Below are 18,990 nucleotides of genomic sequence, written 5' to 3'. Positions count from 1 at the left end.
CGCCGATGGTACTGCCGAGAGGTGGGAGAGTAGGTCGATGCCAGATTTAGAGAAGAGCGATTCAAACGAGTCGCTCTTTTTTTTATGGTGCTAGGGATAGTATTTCAATTGTTTATCTATCTTTGTCGTGATGAGAATACGGACGAATATAATATCGATAGGTTTAATCCTGTTAGCGTTATTTATGGTAGCGATATACTTGATCGGTAAGAAGATCAGTGATGTCGGTAATGATATGAATAACGCGAACGTTCGGGAAGCATCCCGTTATCGGGCGGAGTCCGTGGCTTATGAATTCCGGAAAACAGAAGAATTACAGCGTTTGGCAAGAGAATTTTTTGGGCGAACGGAGTCATATAATGAGGTTGATTTAGTTTCTCTCATGCAGACTATGTTGCAGTTGGATCCGAAAATAAGTCGAACGTGGTTTTTCAGAGGTACAAAAGATTCCTTGCGTGTATTGGAACGCAATAGCTATGAGTTTCATCGGTTGAAACTCTCGGGAGTGGAATTAAAATATATGTATACCTTGTTGGATACAATGAAAGGGCATCATTATAGCGGGACGTACACGGAAGAAGGTAAGATTTACTGGTCGACGATAGAGGCGATAGAACCGACGGCATCCCGGAGGGCTCTTTTCGGTTTTGATATTCTGTTGACGGATTTACATTCTTACTTTGCCGAGGCGAGCGGAAAAGTTTCCAGTTACGTGTTTATCGTGAATGAACAAGGGATATTGCTTTCTCATCCTGACGAGAGATTGTTAGGTACATCTCCTTTTCCACGGGAAGAATTGGATACGCTGAGAGAGGTGTTGAAAACGAAGCACGAGTTGGAAATGATGGTGCATTCTGTCTTTCTATCTTCTCAGGTGCTCCGCATTTATTACCCGTTGACGATAGGGGAAGAGAAATGGGTGATTGCCGTGAACGTGCCCCAGTACGGGAATAAAGAGATTTTGGACGAGTTCCATAGATACACGTTAATGATCGCTTTGATGACGATTATAATATTTGCCGTGTTGCTTTTCTTTGCCCAGCATAAATGGCGGAAGGAGTATCGCCTAAGGCGTAAAATAGAGCGGGAATCCATGGAATTGCATTTGCAACAGTTGAAGAATCAGATTAACCCTCATTTCTTGTTTAATTCTTTGAACTCGTTGAGCGTTTTGATCGGAACGGATTCGACTTTGGCGAAAGAGTTCGTGTTGAAATTATCCAAGGTGTATCGTTATTTATTGGAAACGAGAAACGAGAGTTTATCAACGGTAAAGGAAGAGATTGACTTTACACGGCAATATTATTTCCTGCAAAAAATACGGTTCGGGGAACAACTGGATTTGACGATTCAAGTATCGCCCCTCTCTCTGGAGGCAAAAATACCTTCCATGAGTTTACAAATGCTCGTGGAAAATGCGATAAAGCATAATCTGGTCACGATTCAGAATCCGTTACATATTAATATACACGATGAAGGTGATTGGTTGATCGTGGAAAACAATTACCAGCCAAGAGGGGAATCCAGCGAGGCCTCTATGGGCGTAGGTTTCGAGCGGATTCGTACCATTTACGAGTTCTATTCCCCGGAAAAATTCGTATGTGGTTGTCAAAATGGTTATTACGTGTGTCGATTACCTCTTTTGAAAAATGGTTTATAACTAAAAATCGAATCTTCACTCCGTTTTTTCGGGGGTTCACTCCACTTTTATTTTTATTCAGCGAAATCTGTTTTAATATTGTATAGCATCAAAGAGTTAGACAGATTTAACGAATAAATAAAGTATGGCAAAAACAAAGACATTAATCTTAGGTGTGACAGTAATCATCGCGTTATTGTTGCTTTCCATGACGGGATATTCCCGTGAAAGACAAAAGAAGAATGAGTCTAAAGAAAAAACGGAAGTCGCCAAGAAGGATACTTATGGTGATTTAGTAAAAAAGGCAAAGGTGGCCGAAGGAATGATCAAGATTCTGACGGTCGAGAATGATTACTATTTTGAGATCGCCGATTCATTAATGGGACGTGATCTTTTGATCGTGAATAAAGTGTCGGGAGTGCCTTACGAGTTGAATGATGCGGGGTTGAACAGGGGAATGGAATATGACGATAAACTGGTACGTTTTTACAAAGACGAGCAATTGAATAAGGTTTGGGTGACGACGTACAACCCCAGAGTGAGTGCCCCGGAAGGTGACGCAATAGCGGAGTCGGTAAAGGCGAATTACCGGGAGTCGGTGATCGAGTATTTCCCGATAGAGGCTTACGGGAAAGATTCCACGTCCGTGGTAATCAAAGTAAACAAGATTTTTGACGGAAGCGAGAAGAGTTTTAATGATGTATATAATAGTATTTCTTTAGGGGGAACTATAAAGAAAGATTTATCAAAGATATTGAGTGTGAAAGTGTTCCCGTCTAACGTGGTGGTGAAATCGCTGATGACGACATCTGTGGTGGATGGTGGCGTGGCTGTCCCTTTGACAGTGGAGACGACGACGAATCTGGTATTATTGCCGGAGAAACCGATGAAGCCGCGTTTCGCTGATAACCGTGTAGGTTTTTTCACGACGGAACATGCTTATTTTAATGATGCTCAGCAAAAAGTAGAGAAACGGGAGTTCGTTCACCGCTGGCGGTTGGAACCGAAACCGGAAGATGTAGAGAAATATAGTAGAGGAGAGGTGGTAGAGCCTGTTAAACCTATCGTGTTTTATATCGATCCCTCGACCCCCAAACAATGGAGGGAAGAGATTAAAGCAGGAGTATTGGATTGGCAGGCCGCATTCGAGGCAGCCGGTTTCAAAAACGCTGTTATCGCGAAGGATGTCCCGGAAGGTGATGAAGATTTCGACATTGATGATGTTCGTTATTCTGTCATTACCTACGCGGCGTCTGAGCAAGCGAACGCCATGGGGCCCTCTGTGGTCGATCCTCGTTCCGGAGAGATTATCGAGGCTGACGTGGTATGGTGGCATAACGTGATGTCGTTGCTTCATTCATGGATACAGGTGCAAACGGGACCGATAGACCCGAGAGCACGGGGGAATAAATTGAGCGACGAGCATATGGCAAGTGCTATTCGTTTCGTGTCTTCCCACGAGGTAGGGCATACTTTCGGGTTGAAACACAACATGGGTGCTTCATGGTCATTCCCCACGGATTCTCTAAGATCCCCGAGTTTTACTTCCAAGATGGGGGGGACGGCAAGTTCTATCATGGACTATGCCCGTTTTAATTACGTGGCACAACCGGGAGACGGGGTGGTGGATATAACGCCGAAGATCGGGGTGTATGATAAGTTTGCCATTAATTGGGCTTATCGTTGGTTGGACACGAAGACTCCGCAAGAGGAATTGCCTGTATTGAACGGTTGGATTCGCGAACACGAGGGTGACCCGATGTACTGGTACGGGGAGCAACAAGACCCGAAAGACCCGATTGATCCGCGGTCACAGGATGAAGACCTTGGGGATGATGTCGTGAAAGCGAATCGTTACGGGATTATGAACTTGAAACGTATCGTGCCGAATATCGTGGCATGGACGGAAGAGGAAGGTGAAGGCTTTACACAAGCCGGCAGGTTGTTGATGGCGGTGATTAATCAATGGAAGATGTATGCCGGACACGTGACGGCAAACGTGGGAGGAATATATATAAACAATCCGGTGATGGGAAGTGCCGAGGACCGTTATGTCCCCGTTCCGAGGGAAAGACAGAAGGAGAGCGTGAAATACTTGATTGATGAAGTCTTTATCGTGCCGGATTGGTTGTTCGGGGCAGATGTATGGAAGAAGAGTTACCCGATACAAATGGGGGTAGAGTATTCTCCTTACACGGTAGCCCGGGAAATGCAGTACGCTACGTTTTATAATTTGTTGAAAGATGAACGTCTGATGCGTATGTTTGATGCTGAGGCCACGTTGGGTCGCACCAAGTGTTACACGCCTGAGGAGATGTTCGCGGATATTCACAATGTTATATTTGCTAGTTCTAATGCGGGAAAGAATCTGTCCCTTTATGAAAGAATGACACAGAAGAATTTTATCGATGCCATCATTGTAAGCTCCAATAAAGCCGTGGAGAAAACAACGAAAAAGGCTTTGCACAATAATTCTAATACATGTTGCTTCGCGTCAAAAGAAGCGGCATTTAAAATAGAACCTAGAGAAGACGCTCAATTGAGAGTTTTACATTTCACTTCTATGGGACGGGTTTCCGAGGCGGTATCCGTGAAGAGAGGTGAGTTGTTGAAAGTCTTGAAATTGGCGGAAAGTAAGCGAAACACGGGCGACGTTGAGACGAGAAATCATTATGAAGATTTGATCATCCGTATCAAGGAAGCTTTGAACATGAGATAATTATTATACCTTTAACATACGAAGTAAACAAATGAACATGAGAAAGATTTTATTATTAATGGCGTTATTCTGTCCGCTTTGGTTGCTCGCTCAAAACGAGGGAGATTACCGAACAATTAAGGGCGTGGTAATGGACTCCGTTACGAACGAGACTTTGATTGGCGCGACAGTGGTTATTGATCCGGATGCCCCCGAATCCAAGAATTTAGGGCCTAAAGGAACAATCACGGATATCGATGGGAATTTTGAATTGAAAGTGCCTAAAGCCGTAAATTACGTGGTAATTAGTTTTATCGGCTATAAACCCTTGAAACTGGATATCTCCAAGAAAACGGAGTTTAAAGTGCTTTTGCAACCGGATCAGGAGCAATTGGAAGAAGTGGTGGTGACCGGGTATCAGCAGATAGAGAAACGGAAAGTTACTTCTTCTATCCAGACAGTGAAGATGGATGATATCAAACGAATCGGTGTCGCAAGTATAGATCAGTTGTTGGAGGGGCAAATTGCCGGTATGACATCCATTCCGACAAACGGAGCCCCCGGAGCTCCGAATAAGATGCGTATTCGTAGTACGGTTTCTTTGAGTGGTAGTACTGATCCGTTGTGGGTATTGGACGGTATGATTCTGGAAGGGAATGATATCCCAACAAACTTTGGTGACAAAGATAATATTGATAATCTGTATAATACTTCTATTGCAGGAGTGAATCCGGCGGATATTGAAGATATTACTATTTTGAAGGATGCTGCCGCTACTGCGATTTATGGTGCTCGTGCTGCAAACGGAGTAATTGTAGTTACAACGAAAAAAGGAAAAGCTGGAAAGATGCGTGTAAATGCTTCGGCGGCGATGTTCGTGACGACTAAACCGGATCTTGGGAAGTTGAATTTAATGAATGCTTCGGAGAAGGTTGATTTTGAATTGAGAATGGCAAGTGATCCAAATTTAGTGTATCGTAGCAATTATGGTAGTGTTGCTCGTATTCTTTCTAGCAAGGGAGAGCTATCTGCTTTTCAAGAAGGTGGTTTTAGTGCTTTGTCCACTGATTCACAATCTGAAATTAATGCATTGCGTACGAGTGGTTCTGATTGGGGAGATTTGGTGTATCAAAATGCAGTGAACCAACAATATAATCTGAGTGTATCTGGAGGAGCAGAGAATGCACGTTATTATGCTTCTGTTGGTTATTATAATGAAGAAGGAACTACGATAGGTACGGGATTCGAACGCTTTACGGGGACAATGAAGACAGATTTTGATTTGAGAGATAATTTGAAATTAGGGCTTTCTTTATTTATGTCTCATAGTAAGCGGAAAAGTTATATTACAGATTCAGATTCTTTCACGAATCCTTCCTATTATACGCGGAGCGTGAATCCTTATTTGAATGTTCGAGATGAAAATGGAAATTATGTCTATGATCAAGATATTAAAGGGTTGGATGATGCTTATCTAGAGTTCAATTTAATTGAAGAACGGGAAAATACAGATTATTGGTTGAAGAATTTAGCTTTCAAACCGATGATAACGCTGAATTACAAACCTTGGAGTTTCCTTTCTTTAACCACGCAATTTTATATGCAATTGGAGGATTCCAAGACCGAAAAATTTGCTGATGAAAATACTTATTTCACGCGGAAATATAGACAAGATGCGATGTATAATTCGGAGTCTTTTTTACCTAAAGGTGGAATCATTCAGAATTGGGCAGCTGATATGTCACAATACCAGTGGAAGATACAAGGTGAGTTTAGCCATGTTTTCGCAGAACGTCATGCCGTGAATTTTATGGCTGGGTTTGAAATGCGTGGAAATAAGAATACAAGTGTGCACACGAAAGGATTTGGTTTTGATTCTCGGGCATTGACAACGCAACCTATTGTTTTTCCGAATGGATTGAGTACTTCTACGATAAATTCTTCTAAATATCAGCAATACTTGAAAACCGAGACCCAAGATCGTTATTTATCTTATTATTTGACAGGTTCGTATACTTACGATAATCGTTATACTTTTTTTGGAAGTATGCGTTTTGATGGTTCCAATTTATTTGGTGTGGCTCGAAAATATAAATATTTACCACTTTGGTCTGCTTCAGCTGCATGGAATATAAATAGAGAGGAGTTCATGAAAGATGCCGAGTGGTTGAATGATTTGAAGTTGCGTGTATCTTATGGTCTACAAGGGAATATTGATAAAAATACATCGCCTTATGTAGTGGGTGATTGGACGACTTCAACTGTGTTACCAGGAAATTCAGAATCTTCGATTACAGTATCTACTCCTCCTAATCAAAATTTGCGTTGGGAAAAAACGAAAAACTGGAATCTTGGTTTGGATATGGCTGTTTTTAATAATCGTGTTTCTTTTAATGTTGATATTTATCATCGAAAGAGTGTCGATTTAATAGGAATGAGGTCTTTACCTTATGAAAATGGGTTTGCCACTTCTACTATGAACTGGGCTGAGTTGACGAACAAGGGGTTTGAGTTCGCAATATCAACAGTGAACATCAAGACACAGGATTTCCGTTGGGTGATGGATTTTAATATCGCAAGTAATAAGAGTAATGTCGATAAGATTCAAGTAGCCGATAATTCATGGACTCCTTCTCTTGAGGGACATTCTGTCGGCGCTCTTTTTAAGTTGAGAACAGCCGGTTTGGATGAAGACGGTCTTCCGATGTTTTACACGAAAAGTGGGGATAAAGTGAATTTTGAAACTCTTTTCAGTTTAACGGATGAATGGGGAATCGGTTTACCCACGATGGGATTGACGAATGCGGAGTATAGAGATCTTTTTGAATATGCGGGAACGAGTGAGCCTAAATTCACGGGAGGTTGGATTAATCGTTTCTATTATAAGAATTTTGACCTCACTGTGAGTTCAAGTTTTGTGATTGACCAGACTATGCAGGAAACACCTTTTTATTCTCCGAGCGAAACATCTCCGGGGCAGAATTACTCGAAACGTGTATCAGAGATTTGGTCTTCTTCCAATACCACCGGGAAATATCCGGCATTGGTAAGTTATGCGATGTATGATAATATGCGTTACGTGAATTACTATCAATGGGTAAACGGAGTGGATTCTGGTAACTCGTTTAAAAACTATGATTATTGGTACAAAGATATGAGTTACTGGAGAATAAGTAGTATCCGTTTGGGATATACTTTCCCGCGTGAACTTACCGATAAATTGAGAATCAGTTCAGCTCGAATTAGTTTTGAGGCTCGGAATCCTTTCGTGGTTGCATCAAGCTACAAAGGGTATTTTGATCCCGAAACTTGGGGAAATATATATACGCAGCCTCTTGCCAAGACATTCTCCGTAGGTTTAGATGTATCATTTTAAGATAGATAATCATGAAAAAAATAATATATATAATCAGTTTATTTACCCTTTTTGCGTCTTGCGATTATTTGGACGTGAAACCTGTTGGTAAGGTGATACCAGAGAAGGTTACTGAATTTCGTGCATTGCTAACCTCCGGTTACAATACAGTATCTAGTTATAAATATTTATTAGCTTTCCGTTCAGATGAAGTTATTCCAATTGGAACGGAAGATGCTTATGCACAGTTGATCGATTTTGCAATTTGGAATGATAATTCGGTGAACATGATGGCTTCCTACCCGTGGAGTACTCCGTATAAAGCTATTTTTTATGCGAATAGTGTTATTGCGGATGTGATGGATGCAGAAGTTGATACGCAAGATGATTCTCGGGAGCAGATATTGGGAGAGGCTTATTTGTTGCGGGCATACATGCATTTTGATTTATTGAATCTTTATGGAATTCCCTATAATATAGCTACGGCTGCGACGGATAAAGGTATTCCGCTTGCCTTGAAGATAGATATAGAGCAATCTTATACTCGGGCGACGGTTGAGAAGGTATATGAGCAAATATTTGCGGATATTGCAGAAGGGCAGAGATTATTAACAGTTGATGAACAAGAATCTTCAATTTTATACCGTTTTTCCAAGAAATCGGCTAAAGCATTCGAGGCTCGTGTAAGGCTTTACCATCAAGAGTGGGAAAATGCCATGAATTTGGCAGAGGAATTGCTTCCTACTTGTCCATTAGAAGATATGACAAGTGGGGCTGCAATGGAACCTTATAATATTAAATCGCATGAAGCGATCCTGTGTCTAGAAGAATGGGGAAGTAGGGATATATCAAAATATTCACAACTTCTTCCTACATTGCAAGAGAAATATAATGCAGAAAATGATTATCGTTTTGATATGAATTTTACTCTCGGAGATGGTGGAAAATATGAGCCTACAAAGGGAGGCGAAAATTCAAATTATAAAGTATCCATTCGTTCTGCAGAAATTTATTTGATTGCGGCAGAAGCAGCAGTTCACGTGGAAGGAAAATTGGAACAAGCGAAAACACGTTTGAAAGAATTGTTGAAGACACGCTTGAAAAAGGATTATTATTTAGAGCGGGCTGAAACGATAGATCGTATGTCAAGCGAGGAATTACTTGTCGAGATTATGAATGAACGTGCTAGAGAGTTGGCACTAGAAGGAGGACATCGTTGGTTTGATTTGCGGCGTACAAATCGTCCTGAAATAGTAAAAGTTTACACGGATGATAAGGAGACAGTGCAGTCAGCCACATTGATGAAAGATGATCCTCGTTATACGATTTCATTACCGCGAGAAGCCACAGAGAATAACCCGGATTTGAGAAATTAATCCGAGTAGCAATTAGGTTTAGGTTAGTAGTTGGAAATCCCGCATGGTTATGTAATATGACCGTGTGGGATTTTGTTGGTAAATAGAAATGTGTATTTTATAAATTTTTTCTCTATTTTTGTGGATATGGAATCGGGGATATAACCTGATGGGTATTTATCAAAAATAGCTTATGAATGCAGTTATCATTGAAGACGAGTATCTTGCGGCATCGGAATTGGAGAGGTTGTTGGGGGAGGTGGCTCCGGATGTTGCTATTTTGGCGAAGTTGGATTCGGTGAGCGAGAGCGTGAAATGGTTGAGGAAGAATAAGGTGGATGTGATTTTTATGGATATTCATCTGGGGGACGGGCAGAGTTTTGATATTTTTGAACAGGTGGAGATCACGGTTCCGGTGATTTTTATCACGGCGTATGACGAGTACGCGTTGAAGGCGTTTAAATATCAAGGGATAGATTATATTTTGAAGCCGTTTGACAAGGATGAGTTGATGAATGCGTTGAGTAAACTGGATTCGCTTTCCGCCACGAATGCACCTTTCCCGGCTGCTTCGTTGACGGTGTATCAAGAACGCTTTTTAGTCACCGTGGGAACGAAGATGAAGTCCGTGGCGATAGGTGACGTGGCTTATTTTATGGCGGACGGGAAGTATCTGGTACTTTTTACCCGGGACGGACAGAATTTTATCCTTGACCAGACGATTAGCGGGATCGAGTCGAAGTTGAATCCCACGCGGTTTTTCAAGATTAACCGGAAGTTTATTATCAGCTATGATGCTATCAAGGAGATGGTGAAGTATTCCAATAGTAGGATAAAAATTATTTTGTCACCCTTGCCGCCGAGCGGAATAGAGGCAATCGTGAGTTCCGAACGGATACAGGAGTTCAAGCAATGGTTGAACCAATAATAACGAAAAAAGGCTGTGTCCATCGTGAACACAGCCTCGTCCCTATTGATTACCCAGTTGTTTTTATTTGTTTTAATTTCCCATGAATACGATACCCACGCTAATCGTGAAGTTTTGCATGGCTTCTACTTTTCCGGCTTTCGTGCCGTAAGTGTATTTAGCCCCTATGTTGAACGCAAACTGATCGTTTACCGGGATGATAGTACCTATTTCAGGAGCGAAGGCGAATTGCCATTTGGAGTTCGTGGAGCTGAATTGTCCCACGTCCAGTTTCATTTCCGTCCAGCTTGTTCCGACACCTAAACCGAAATAAGGTCTGAATGTACTGTTTTGATCCGTGAACCAGTAACGCCCGATAGCCATGATGGGCACTGTATTGACGTAGCGGTATTGATAACCGGTGATGGTGTGAATGTCGCTGCTACCTTTGAATTTGAAGTTACCACTCATTTTTCCTTTATCTTTGTAGTAGGTGTTCCAGCCGATCATACCTCCGACAGAGAATCTTTCTCCCAAGAATTGATGGTACTCGAGGTCCATACCTCTGAAACTCATTTTACTCGCAAAATCGTGCATTTTGCCAAACGGGGCAGACATCTGGTAGTTCAAGTTCAGCATCTGTCCTTTTACCAATGGGCTTAACCCGAATAGTATAAGCGATATAATTAATAACTTTCTCATAATCGTTTGAATTTTAAATTGACAATTAGTGATCTACTCTATTGCTTTTTCAAATACGGTGATTGAACGAAGCATTGGTCGATGGTTGATTCCATCCTGTCAAGAATAGATTGGGCAGAGCCTTGTAACAAGCCGTCGGCAACACCACTCCAGAGTACCGGGATTTTCTTGTTTGCGCTTGTCGGGGCGGTTTGGTCCGCGGCGATCATATCGATCACGATAGAACCACTTCTGTAAGAGTACACGGCAACAGGATACCACGGGTAAGAAGGTCCCCAACCCGGTCCCCAAGTCGGACCCCAAATCCAGTCCCAACCCGGATACCAACCCCAGTAGTTGTACCAGTAGTCGTTCCCGTAATAATAATTCACGTTAGAGAAAGCTGATACGGTGACAATGAAACTCGGTTGTTCATCACTTTCGCTTTGCGGGTCGATGTAGGTGTAACCTAGCTGAGTGAAATTGTCTTTTACCAGTTGTAAGATTTGCGGATCGTAAGTGTGATTCGGTGTTTCTCCTTGAGCCACGAAATAAACGATCGTATCGGGAAGTGAGAATGTAGTGTACTTGGTGAAGTCTGCGCTCTTGTCATAATTGGTTATGGCAACATCCATCTCCTTCACTGTGTCTGCGCCTCCCGGGTAACATGAGACCAGAAACTGTGCGAACAGTCCGATGCATGATAAAAAAAGTAAACGTTTCATACTGTGTTAGTTTTAGTTTAACAATTGTTGCTAATATATTTTATCTACAACGAGATAATCATTACAAGCGATGAGTATCAAGTTCTTGATCGCTTGTGTGAGGTTGTATACGCCGACGCGGGCGATAGGTTTCAGCTTCGCCAATTTATTTTTTTACGTTGATTTTAAAGATAACCTATTCTGGGGTAGTAGCTAAGATCAAGCGGTATTTATGGTCTTTCGCGATGTTCATTACTTTCACGATTTGTTCTAGAGGCACTGATTTGTCGGCTTGCAGAGAGATACAGGGATCTTCCTGTTCTTTTAGTTCTTCCACTAATCGGCGTTCGAGCATGGAGAACGGGATGACCTTTTCGTTCAGGTAAAAAGTATAATTTTTATCAATAGAAACGACAACAATCGGTCTGTCGGAGGTTTGGTTTGTACTTTGAGGTAATAGCAACCTTAGGGCGTTGGGGTTGATCAACGTGGACGAAACCATGAAAAAGATCAGCAGTAAAAATACGATGTCGGTCATGGACGACATGTTGAAGTTCGGGTTGATTTTACTTTTGCGTTTGATTGCCACGATTTATAATTGAGAATTTATAATTGAGAATTATTTCTTTCGGAGGCAAAGATTGATAAACTCGGAGGAGTGGTGTTCTATACGGAGAACGATTTTATCGATTCTTGCAACCAAGAAATTATAAGCTAATTGTCCGATGATACCAACGATAAGTCCTGCCACGGTGGTGATCATTGCCGTGTAAATACCGCGGGACAGGAGGGTGATATCGATGTTACTTCCTGCCATTGACATGTCATAGAAGGCTTGCACCATACCGACTACGGTTCCGAGGAACCCGATCATGGGTGCGACTCCGGCACAGGTTGCCAGCGTGGGTAAGCCTTTTTCCAAAAGGGCTACTTCATAGTTGGCGGTTTCTTCCATGGCTTGGCGTATTTCACTCGGGGCTTCTCCCTGCATGACGATACCTTTGGCTATTGTCTTTGATAAAGGGCTTGCTTCCGCTTCACATTCGGTAAGCACGGCTTTCGTGTTATCGTTTTGGATATATTCCTTGATTTTTTGCATGAACGCGACATCGTTTATACCCGTCTTGCGGAATAACCAATAACGTTCACACGCGATGTAAATGGCTATGATGGATAGAATGAAAATCGGGATCATCAGCCAACCGCCTTTTACGACCATCCCCCACAGGCTCATGTCCGTGTTCGTTGCCGGGGCTGCAAGGATTATAAATGTTGTGTACACCATGTATTCTTTATTTTGTCGTGCGAAGATAATGTTGTTTTTGTGAACCTGCAAGAAAATGAGTTTATAAGGTTATAAACTTTATGAACCTTATAAACTTTATGAACTAGAGGGAGAGTCTTTTCGACTCTCCCTAATTTTTATCTCGATCTGATTTCTTTTCTCATGAATGAGGCGTATGATAACGCGAAGCAGATCACGGTAGCGGCGATCAGTCCCGTGAGTTGTGGCCAGACGACCATCAAGCTCTGCCCGAGTGGTAGCGGGCTGGGGATAGCGCCGTGTACTTGTTCCATGGTTAGCGGTCCCAAGCTTCTTACCGAGGGCATCAATAACGTGGTGGTTGCCTCGTTGAAAAGCATACTTGGGGCAAAACGCAACAGGTTGAGCATGAATCTCTGGTAACTGATAACTTGGTACGTGCTTGCCATTGCCGAGGGGCTGATGGCTTTTCCGACCAGATTGACAATCATGTTATAGAAAACGCTGAAAAATAACCATACCGCGATGCATGCCAAGGCGGAAGTGGCAGCTTGTTTGAATTTGATCGAGAAGAAAATCGACAGGTTCAACCAAAATGCCACGTACACGATACTTACCCCGATGAAACATATAATACGTAGGAATTCTTCTGCTGTCGGGGGAATCCCGATGGCGATCAACCCGAATCCCATCACCATGAATGCCAGTGCGAACAGCATGACCCCGATAACGATCAAGGCTCCCGTGAATTTGGCGTTAATCAAGTAATCCCGATGTATCGGTTGGGATAAAACCCGACTCAGTGTTCCCTTGTTTTGCTCGGAATTGATGGCGTCAAAACCCAGAGCTATCCCGAGTAGTGGTCCCAAAAAACTGATAAAAATCACGAAAGAGGGTAATGTCCCGTCAGACACGGTGAATAGTTTCAAGAAAAGAAACGAACCGTCGGGATCGTTGGGTTTTATCGCTGCCCCTATATTGGTCAGTGCCGTGTAGAGCGAACCCATGCAAGTCAGGGCGATGATGGCTATCAATATAATGAAACGCCAACTTCTGACATGGTCGGCCACTTCTTTACGGACGATAACCCAGAATGGACGTTGTATTCTACTCATGGCTTTTTCCTCCTCCGAAATAACGGTTATACATGTTTTCCAACCCGTGTTCCTCGGTTTGCAATTCGGCGATGTTCACTTCTGCCAGAAGTTTTCCCGCCCCGAACAACCCTACCCGGTCGCAAATTTGTTGTACTTGATCCAGATGGTGGGACGAGAAAAGTACGGTCAGCCCGTGCTCATCCCTCAGTTGCCGGATGAGATCCATAAATTCTTGAACTCCGGCAGGATCGATACCGGACGTGGGTTCATCGAGAATGATGACTTCCGGTTTCTTGATCAGTACATCGGCTAAGCCAAGACGTTGGCGCATACCGCGGGAGTATTTCCCTGCCTTTTTTTTCGTGTCGAGGGGTAATCCTACCCGTTCAAGTAATTCTTGTGCTTTTGTTCGGGCTTCTTTCTCGTCGATACGATTGAGGCGAGCCGTGTAGAGCAGGTTTTCGATACCGGTCATGTCATCGTAGAAACCCACGTCTTCGGGGAGATAGCCAACCTTCTCCCGTACTTGTATGGGGTTGCGGGTGGAGTTGATGCCGCATACTTTCACGTCTCCGGATGTAGGGTCGGTCAACCCGAGCATCATCAATATTGTCGTGGATTTTCCGGCTCCGTTCGGTCCCAGTATCCCGAAGATCTCTCCCTTGTGCACGGTGAGGTTGATATGATCCACTGCCGTGAATTTCCCGTATTGTTTCGTTAAATCATGAAGTTCGATAATGGGTTCGTCCATGATTTACCTCCTTCCATATTTGCGGAATAGGAAGTACACGCATCCCAACGCGATCAGGATGACTAATACACCCATCCAGCCCCAGATCATAGGTGTTCTTACTGCAATACGGAAATCTGCCGTTGAATTGACTTCCGGTGTTTTGGCAGATATTTTGGTGACGTAATCTCCCGGTAAAGCTTTTTTGGATGCTTTCACGACAGCGACAGCATTAGCCGTTTCCCCGGCTTTCAGGCGGTCTATTTTTGTCGGCTCGAACGTGACTTCCCAATCTACCGGTTTATTGGCAGAGAGTTGAATGTCTTTCAATTCTGCCGATCCCGTGTTTTTGATTACCAAGTCGATTCGTTTCGTGTCCCCCGCCGTGATTTCCGTGCTGAGTAACCCGCGGGGAGTAGTCAGTTCCATTTGGTAAGTCCCCGTGATCACAACCTCGAGTTCCATGTCCGCGGAAGTCGTGCTGGTTGCCGCGCGAACGGGAATTTTGTATGTCCCTGCTTCAACATTGGCAGGCGGATTGATATCGATCGTGATGTTTTGGGTAGCATTCGGTTCCACTTGAGCGGAAGTTGCTTGTTTGTAATTTGCCTTGAAGACCACATTCCATCCCCGGGGGGCTTGTGCCATAAGGGCGTAAAGTTGCTGGTCCGCCGTTTGGTTTTTCAGCGTGGCATTAAACGTGAATGTCGACTTCGAATTTCCTTGCATGTTGGGTTGGTTCGTGGTGAAATCCGTTTGGTAAGTACCCTGTTTCGAGACCGTGATACTCAAAGGGAGTTCGCCTAATCCTTCCGCCATGACGGAAAAACGGTAAGTGCCTTTGTTTACCTTTAACGGAATATCCACTTTCAGGGAGAAGTTTTTCTTCTCTTTCGGGAGGACGGAAAGTTGGTTCACAGTCCATGTTCCGGCTTTGATCTCGTACTTCCATCCCCGGGGCATTCCCTTGATGGTAATGTCGGCGTTTTTCACTTCGTCACCGTTGTTGATGACGTCAATGTTGTAGTTTACAGATTCTCCCGGCGGCACGGCTATTTTCGTGTAGGGAGTGTACAGAATCACCTTTTTTTCGGGTTCTGCTGCCTGCATACTGAGGGGAAGAAATCCCGCGAGCAGGACGAGTAATAGATTTAAATAATTTGCACGCATTGTCATAAAAAATTTCGTTAGATATTTTGATATGATTCTCAATACATTGCTGACAAATTTAATTACTATGTGTATTATATAATTTTAAAAGATTAGAAAAAAGTTTATAGAGAGGTCATGATAATATAAAAAAGGCTGTCTATTTATTTTTTAGGCAGCCTTTTTATGTATAATGAAAAAATGAACGTAATAATCAGAGAAGTAGAATTACGCTAGCAGACAAGATGCTGATACAAATCCATAGTATGATACCCAACAAGATGGGTTTGAAGCCGACTTGTTTGATCGTATCTTTAGAAAGTCCGGCACCGATCAAGAACAGGGTAAACAACATTCCCACTTTGGCAAAGCTGACGATTTCCGTGTAGAGATGATTCCATTGTGGGGTGTAGGTTGCAACAATCATGGCAATGACATACAAGAAGATGAAATAAGGAATCGAAATTTTTGATTTTTTGTTTGTTCCTTTGTTGTAAAAGAATGCGGCAATGAGCGATACGGGTATGATCCACAATGCCCGGATCAGTTTGGTTGTGGTAGCGATAACCAATGCTTCGTTGCTAAATGTTTTGGCTGCACCTACTACAGAACTCGTGTCATGGATGGCAATAGCGCACCAATAACCGAATTGATGATCGTTCATTTCCAACCAACGTCCGAGAGGCGGGAATATGAATAGAGCCACGGCGTTTAACATGAAGATCGTTCCCATGGCGACTGTGATATCTTTGTCCTTTGCATTGATAACGGGAGCCAGAGCCGCGATGGCGCTTCCCCCGCAAATGGCGGTACCCCCGGAAACCAAAAAGCCGGTATCCTTTGCCACCCGTAGTTTACGAGTGAAGAAAAGTCCCAGACCGATGGTGACCACGATGGAAACGATCGTGAAAAGGATTCCTGTTTTTCCGGCTTCAATAGCTTGACCTACATTCATGCCGAAACCGAGGCCGACAACGGATATTTGTAAAAGTATATGGGTGACACGACTATTAATGGACAGGAATGGGTGTCCGATCGTCAGTGATAAAATCAGACCTAATAAGAGGGCAAAGCCCGGATCAAGAAATGGTACAAGAAACATCGCTACGATGAAGAGTACTTCTTTTTGATTTTTGTTCAGTTGAATTTTGCTCATGATCTATTTAATATTTTGTTCGGTGCAAAATTCTTCTAAATCTATGAATTTTGGAAATAAAAAATATTCAGAGGGTATTACTTAAAGATATAGTAGAGGGGGCACTCTTTTTATCCCGGTAATCAACCGGATTCTTACCCGTGTGCCTTTTGAAGTAACGGGACAGATAGGATTGGTTGTAGCCTGTGTTTCGGGGCGAATGCTTTTTGTATTATGATCGGGAGTGTACTGGTTTCTTTCTTTCGGAATGAACAGAAGGTATTGTCGATGATGACGAAAGTTTTTCTGTTACTTAGTGTTTTCACGGCAGCGGCGTTGATTATGGAATTATCTTTTATCGTGGTGGAAGGGATGTTCGTGTTGCTTGCCTTGTGTTTCGGGACGATTATGCCACCGACAACTTCGCTTGCTCTGGATTTGGAGAGAACGAACTCGGGATGTGCCTCGGCAATACTTGGTTTCTTCCAATTTTTGTTCGGGAGCCTTGTGTCCCCGCTGGTCGGAATAGGGAATTTGTTCGTGACCACGGGGATCATTATACTCGTGTGTAGTTTTCTGGTCTATCTTTTCTGCCCGAAACAATTCAAAGATTCAAGGAGCCAGTGATTGCCGATGGGGTGATTCTTCAATCACTGAATCATAAGATTTTCTTGCGTTGTTCGCAGAATCTCAGCAGCAATTCGGCATAAGAGTCTATTTGTCCCTGTTTGTGGATGGCGTAAAGGGTTCGGGTGATCTCGAGGTCGTCCATGTCGACGATCTTGAGCATCCCGCAAGCTAATTCATCTCGAATGGAGAAAATAGAAACCAAGGCATAGCAATCCGAGTATTTCAAGTATTGTTTGATGCCTTCCGTGCTTCCGATTACCATTTGTTGGTTGAGGTCATTGATTGCAATTCCGGCGTCGGAGAGGTGTCTTTGGATGATGTTGTAAGTACCCGAACCTTTCTCGCGCACCACGAATTTCAGTTCTTGCAATTGTGCCTTGGTAATTGAATCCCACGTTGTGTTTTTGGATGAGGTTACCAGTACGATTTCATCTTTCAGGAAAGGTATGTAATGAATATCCGGTTGTGAAGGTGTTCCCTCGATGAACGCGAGTTGAATATTCCGGTTGAGGAGTTCCTGTTCGATCTGATCCGTGTTGCCGCTAATCAAGTTGATTTTTATCTGGGGGTAACGTTCTCGAAACTGGGCCAGAAGTTCGGGTAGGATGTATTGCGAGAGCGTGGTGCTTGCCCCGATATGGAGCGTGCCGGAAAACTCTTCTTTCATGTGTTGCAGGTTGAACGTGATCGCGCGTTCCCGTTCGATAAGGTCTTCGCTTTGTTCCAGCAGGTATTTCCCGGCAGGGGTAAGTGCCAATCTTCCTTTTTCCCGTTCAAAAAGGGTTAGTCCCATTTCCCGTTCCAGTTCTTTGATACTTTTGGACACTGCCGGTTGGGAAATCCGTAAAATTTCAGCCGCTTTCGTGGTGTTCAGATGTTTTGCCGTGTGGTAGAATATAGTGAGTTTGTGATCCAGCATTCTTTTTTTGTTTTAGTTCCGAGAGAATTCGGTGTTCCCTCGAAAGTTATATTCCCGGCGAAGGTATTAATTTTAGTTGATATTTCATATTTGCACCCATAGAAGACCCAATGCAATCCTACCGAGAACCCAAGGTAATAAGTTTATAGGGCTGATGTTCGAGTAGTTCTGCTCCAGTGTTTCTATATGAAAGATTATAGGATGTTCAGAGGATAAACGGAGGAAGAACGAAGGAGGGGTATGATTACGGTATTATTTGGGTATAATTACAATGGGTCTTCTATAGGTATTGGTGGAAGAGAAAACGGGATGATGTTAAAAAGAGTAGTATTAATCGTCAATGGGGCAAAACAGTGATGTGGTGGAGTTTTGGAGTTGAGTATAAGATTGTTATGTGATATTTTTAAACGATCGTTTGATGCGGTGCAAATATACATCAATTTTGAGTATCGCAATACTTTTATTAGATTTTTTTTTGACTCTCGTAATTAGGTGTTTACACTTGTGTGTACATAAAAGTGAATATTAATATTGTTAATATCATTAAATGATCGTTTTCTGATATAAAATATCGTTTTGCGAAACAGCTTTCGTGCGTCTATAATACATAGCACTGTTTAAGTGGGGTGCGTGAAACACATGGCAATAAATCAAAACCGGTGAGAGGGTTAGTGCGCGAAGCGCGTCCGGTCGGCTCATCCCGCGGAATTGCCGAAGTATCAAAAAA

15 protein-coding genes are annotated in these 18,990 nt (G+C 43.0%); 6 read left to right on the top strand and 9 right to left on the bottom strand.

What is annotated here, in order from left to right:
• The first annotated feature begins 184 nt into the window (after positions 1–184).
• The 5 genes from L0M98_RS21130 (at position 185) to L0M98_RS21110 (ending at position 9,975) form a co-directional block, all read left to right on the top strand.
• Positions 185–1,660 carry a histidine kinase gene (locus L0M98_RS21130; RefSeq protein ID WP_176554946.1) on the top strand — a complete coding sequence of 492 codons (1,476 nt, stop codon included), beginning with the start codon at positions 185–187 and terminating at the stop codon, positions 1,658–1,660.
• A gap of 124 nt (positions 1,661–1,784) precedes the next feature.
• Positions 1,785–4,358 carry a zinc-dependent metalloprotease gene (locus tag L0M98_RS21125; RefSeq protein ID WP_099290792.1) on the top strand — a complete coding sequence of 858 codons (2,574 nt, stop codon included), beginning with the start codon at positions 1,785–1,787 and terminating at the stop codon, positions 4,356–4,358.
• A gap of 37 nt (positions 4,359–4,395) precedes the next feature.
• Positions 4,396–7,713, top strand: a complete 3,318-nt coding sequence (locus L0M98_RS21120; RefSeq protein ID WP_186977119.1) for a SusC/RagA family TonB-linked outer membrane protein — start codon at positions 4,396–4,398, stop codon at positions 7,711–7,713.
• Positions 7,714–7,724: 11 nt separating this feature from the next.
• Complete coding sequence (locus L0M98_RS21115; protein ID WP_227217710.1) at positions 7,725–9,068, top strand: RagB/SusD family nutrient uptake outer membrane protein; 1,344 nt, start codon at positions 7,725–7,727, stop codon at positions 9,066–9,068.
• A 172-nt stretch (positions 9,069–9,240) separates the two neighbouring features.
• Entirely contained in the window at positions 9,241–9,975 is a 735-nt protein-coding gene (locus L0M98_RS21110) for a LytR/AlgR family response regulator transcription factor (RefSeq protein ID WP_186977114.1), read from the top strand.
• A 72-nt stretch (positions 9,976–10,047) separates the two neighbouring features.
• Here the strand turns inward: L0M98_RS21110 and L0M98_RS21105 are convergent, their stop codons facing one another.
• The 8 genes from L0M98_RS21105 to L0M98_RS21070 form a co-directional block, all read right to left on the bottom strand.
• Entirely contained in the window at positions 10,048–10,656 is a 609-nt protein-coding gene (locus L0M98_RS21105) for an outer membrane beta-barrel protein (RefSeq protein WP_227217709.1), read from the bottom strand.
• A 38-nt stretch (positions 10,657–10,694) separates the two neighbouring features.
• Complete coding sequence (locus L0M98_RS21100) at positions 10,695–11,360, bottom strand: DUF4136 domain-containing protein (protein WP_099290787.1); 666 nt, start codon at positions 11,358–11,360, stop codon at positions 10,695–10,697.
• Positions 11,361–11,535: 175 nt separating this feature from the next.
• A complete protein-coding gene (locus L0M98_RS21095; RefSeq protein WP_099290786.1) occupies positions 11,536–11,928 on the bottom strand; it encodes an ExbD/TolR family protein in 393 nt (130 codons plus the stop codon).
• A 30-nt stretch (positions 11,929–11,958) separates the two neighbouring features.
• On the bottom strand, positions 11,959–12,624 hold the full coding sequence (locus L0M98_RS21090) for a MotA/TolQ/ExbB proton channel family protein (RefSeq protein WP_227217708.1): 666 nt from the start codon (positions 12,622–12,624) through the stop codon (positions 11,959–11,961).
• Between the two features lie 137 nt (positions 12,625–12,761).
• On the bottom strand, positions 12,762–13,718 hold the full coding sequence (locus L0M98_RS21085) for an ABC transporter permease (RefSeq protein ID WP_099290784.1): 957 nt from the start codon (positions 13,716–13,718) through the stop codon (positions 12,762–12,764).
• Complete coding sequence (locus tag L0M98_RS21080; protein ID WP_186977110.1) at positions 13,711–14,451, bottom strand: ABC transporter ATP-binding protein; 741 nt, start codon at positions 14,449–14,451, stop codon at positions 13,711–13,713. The genes L0M98_RS21085 and L0M98_RS21080 overlap by 8 nt, the downstream gene beginning before the upstream one ends.
• 3 nt (positions 14,452–14,454) lie before the next feature.
• The gene (locus tag L0M98_RS21075; protein ID WP_186977161.1) at positions 14,455–15,600 is read right to left on the bottom strand and encodes a COG1470 family protein; all 1,146 of its coding nucleotides are present in this window, start codon (positions 15,598–15,600) and stop codon (positions 14,455–14,457) included.
• Between the two features lie 193 nt (positions 15,601–15,793).
• Positions 15,794–16,735, bottom strand: coding sequence for a YeiH family protein (locus tag L0M98_RS21070; protein ID WP_099290781.1), 942 nt, complete (start codon positions 16,733–16,735; stop codon positions 15,794–15,796).
• Positions 16,736–17,002: 267 nt separating this feature from the next.
• On the opposite strand from L0M98_RS21070, the gene L0M98_RS21065 reads away from it, so the two are divergent.
• Positions 17,003–17,341, top strand: a complete 339-nt coding sequence (locus L0M98_RS21065) for a hypothetical protein (RefSeq protein WP_227217707.1) — start codon at positions 17,003–17,005, stop codon at positions 17,339–17,341.
• 31 nt (positions 17,342–17,372) lie between these two features.
• Here L0M98_RS21065 and L0M98_RS21060 read toward each other — a convergent pair whose 3' ends face one another.
• On the bottom strand, positions 17,373–18,263 hold the full coding sequence (locus tag L0M98_RS21060) for a LysR family transcriptional regulator (RefSeq protein ID WP_186977102.1): 891 nt from the start codon (positions 18,261–18,263) through the stop codon (positions 17,373–17,375).
• Positions 18,264–18,990 lie beyond the last annotated feature (727 nt).

The organism is Butyricimonas sp. DFI.6.44 (genome assembly GCF_022132345.1).
In the GTDB taxonomy this organism is placed as follows: Bacteria; Bacteroidota; Bacteroidia; order Bacteroidales; family Marinifilaceae; genus Butyricimonas; species Butyricimonas muris.
The sequence above is the reverse complement of the archived record's forward strand: the minus strand, read 5'-3'. Positions and strand labels throughout refer to the sequence as shown.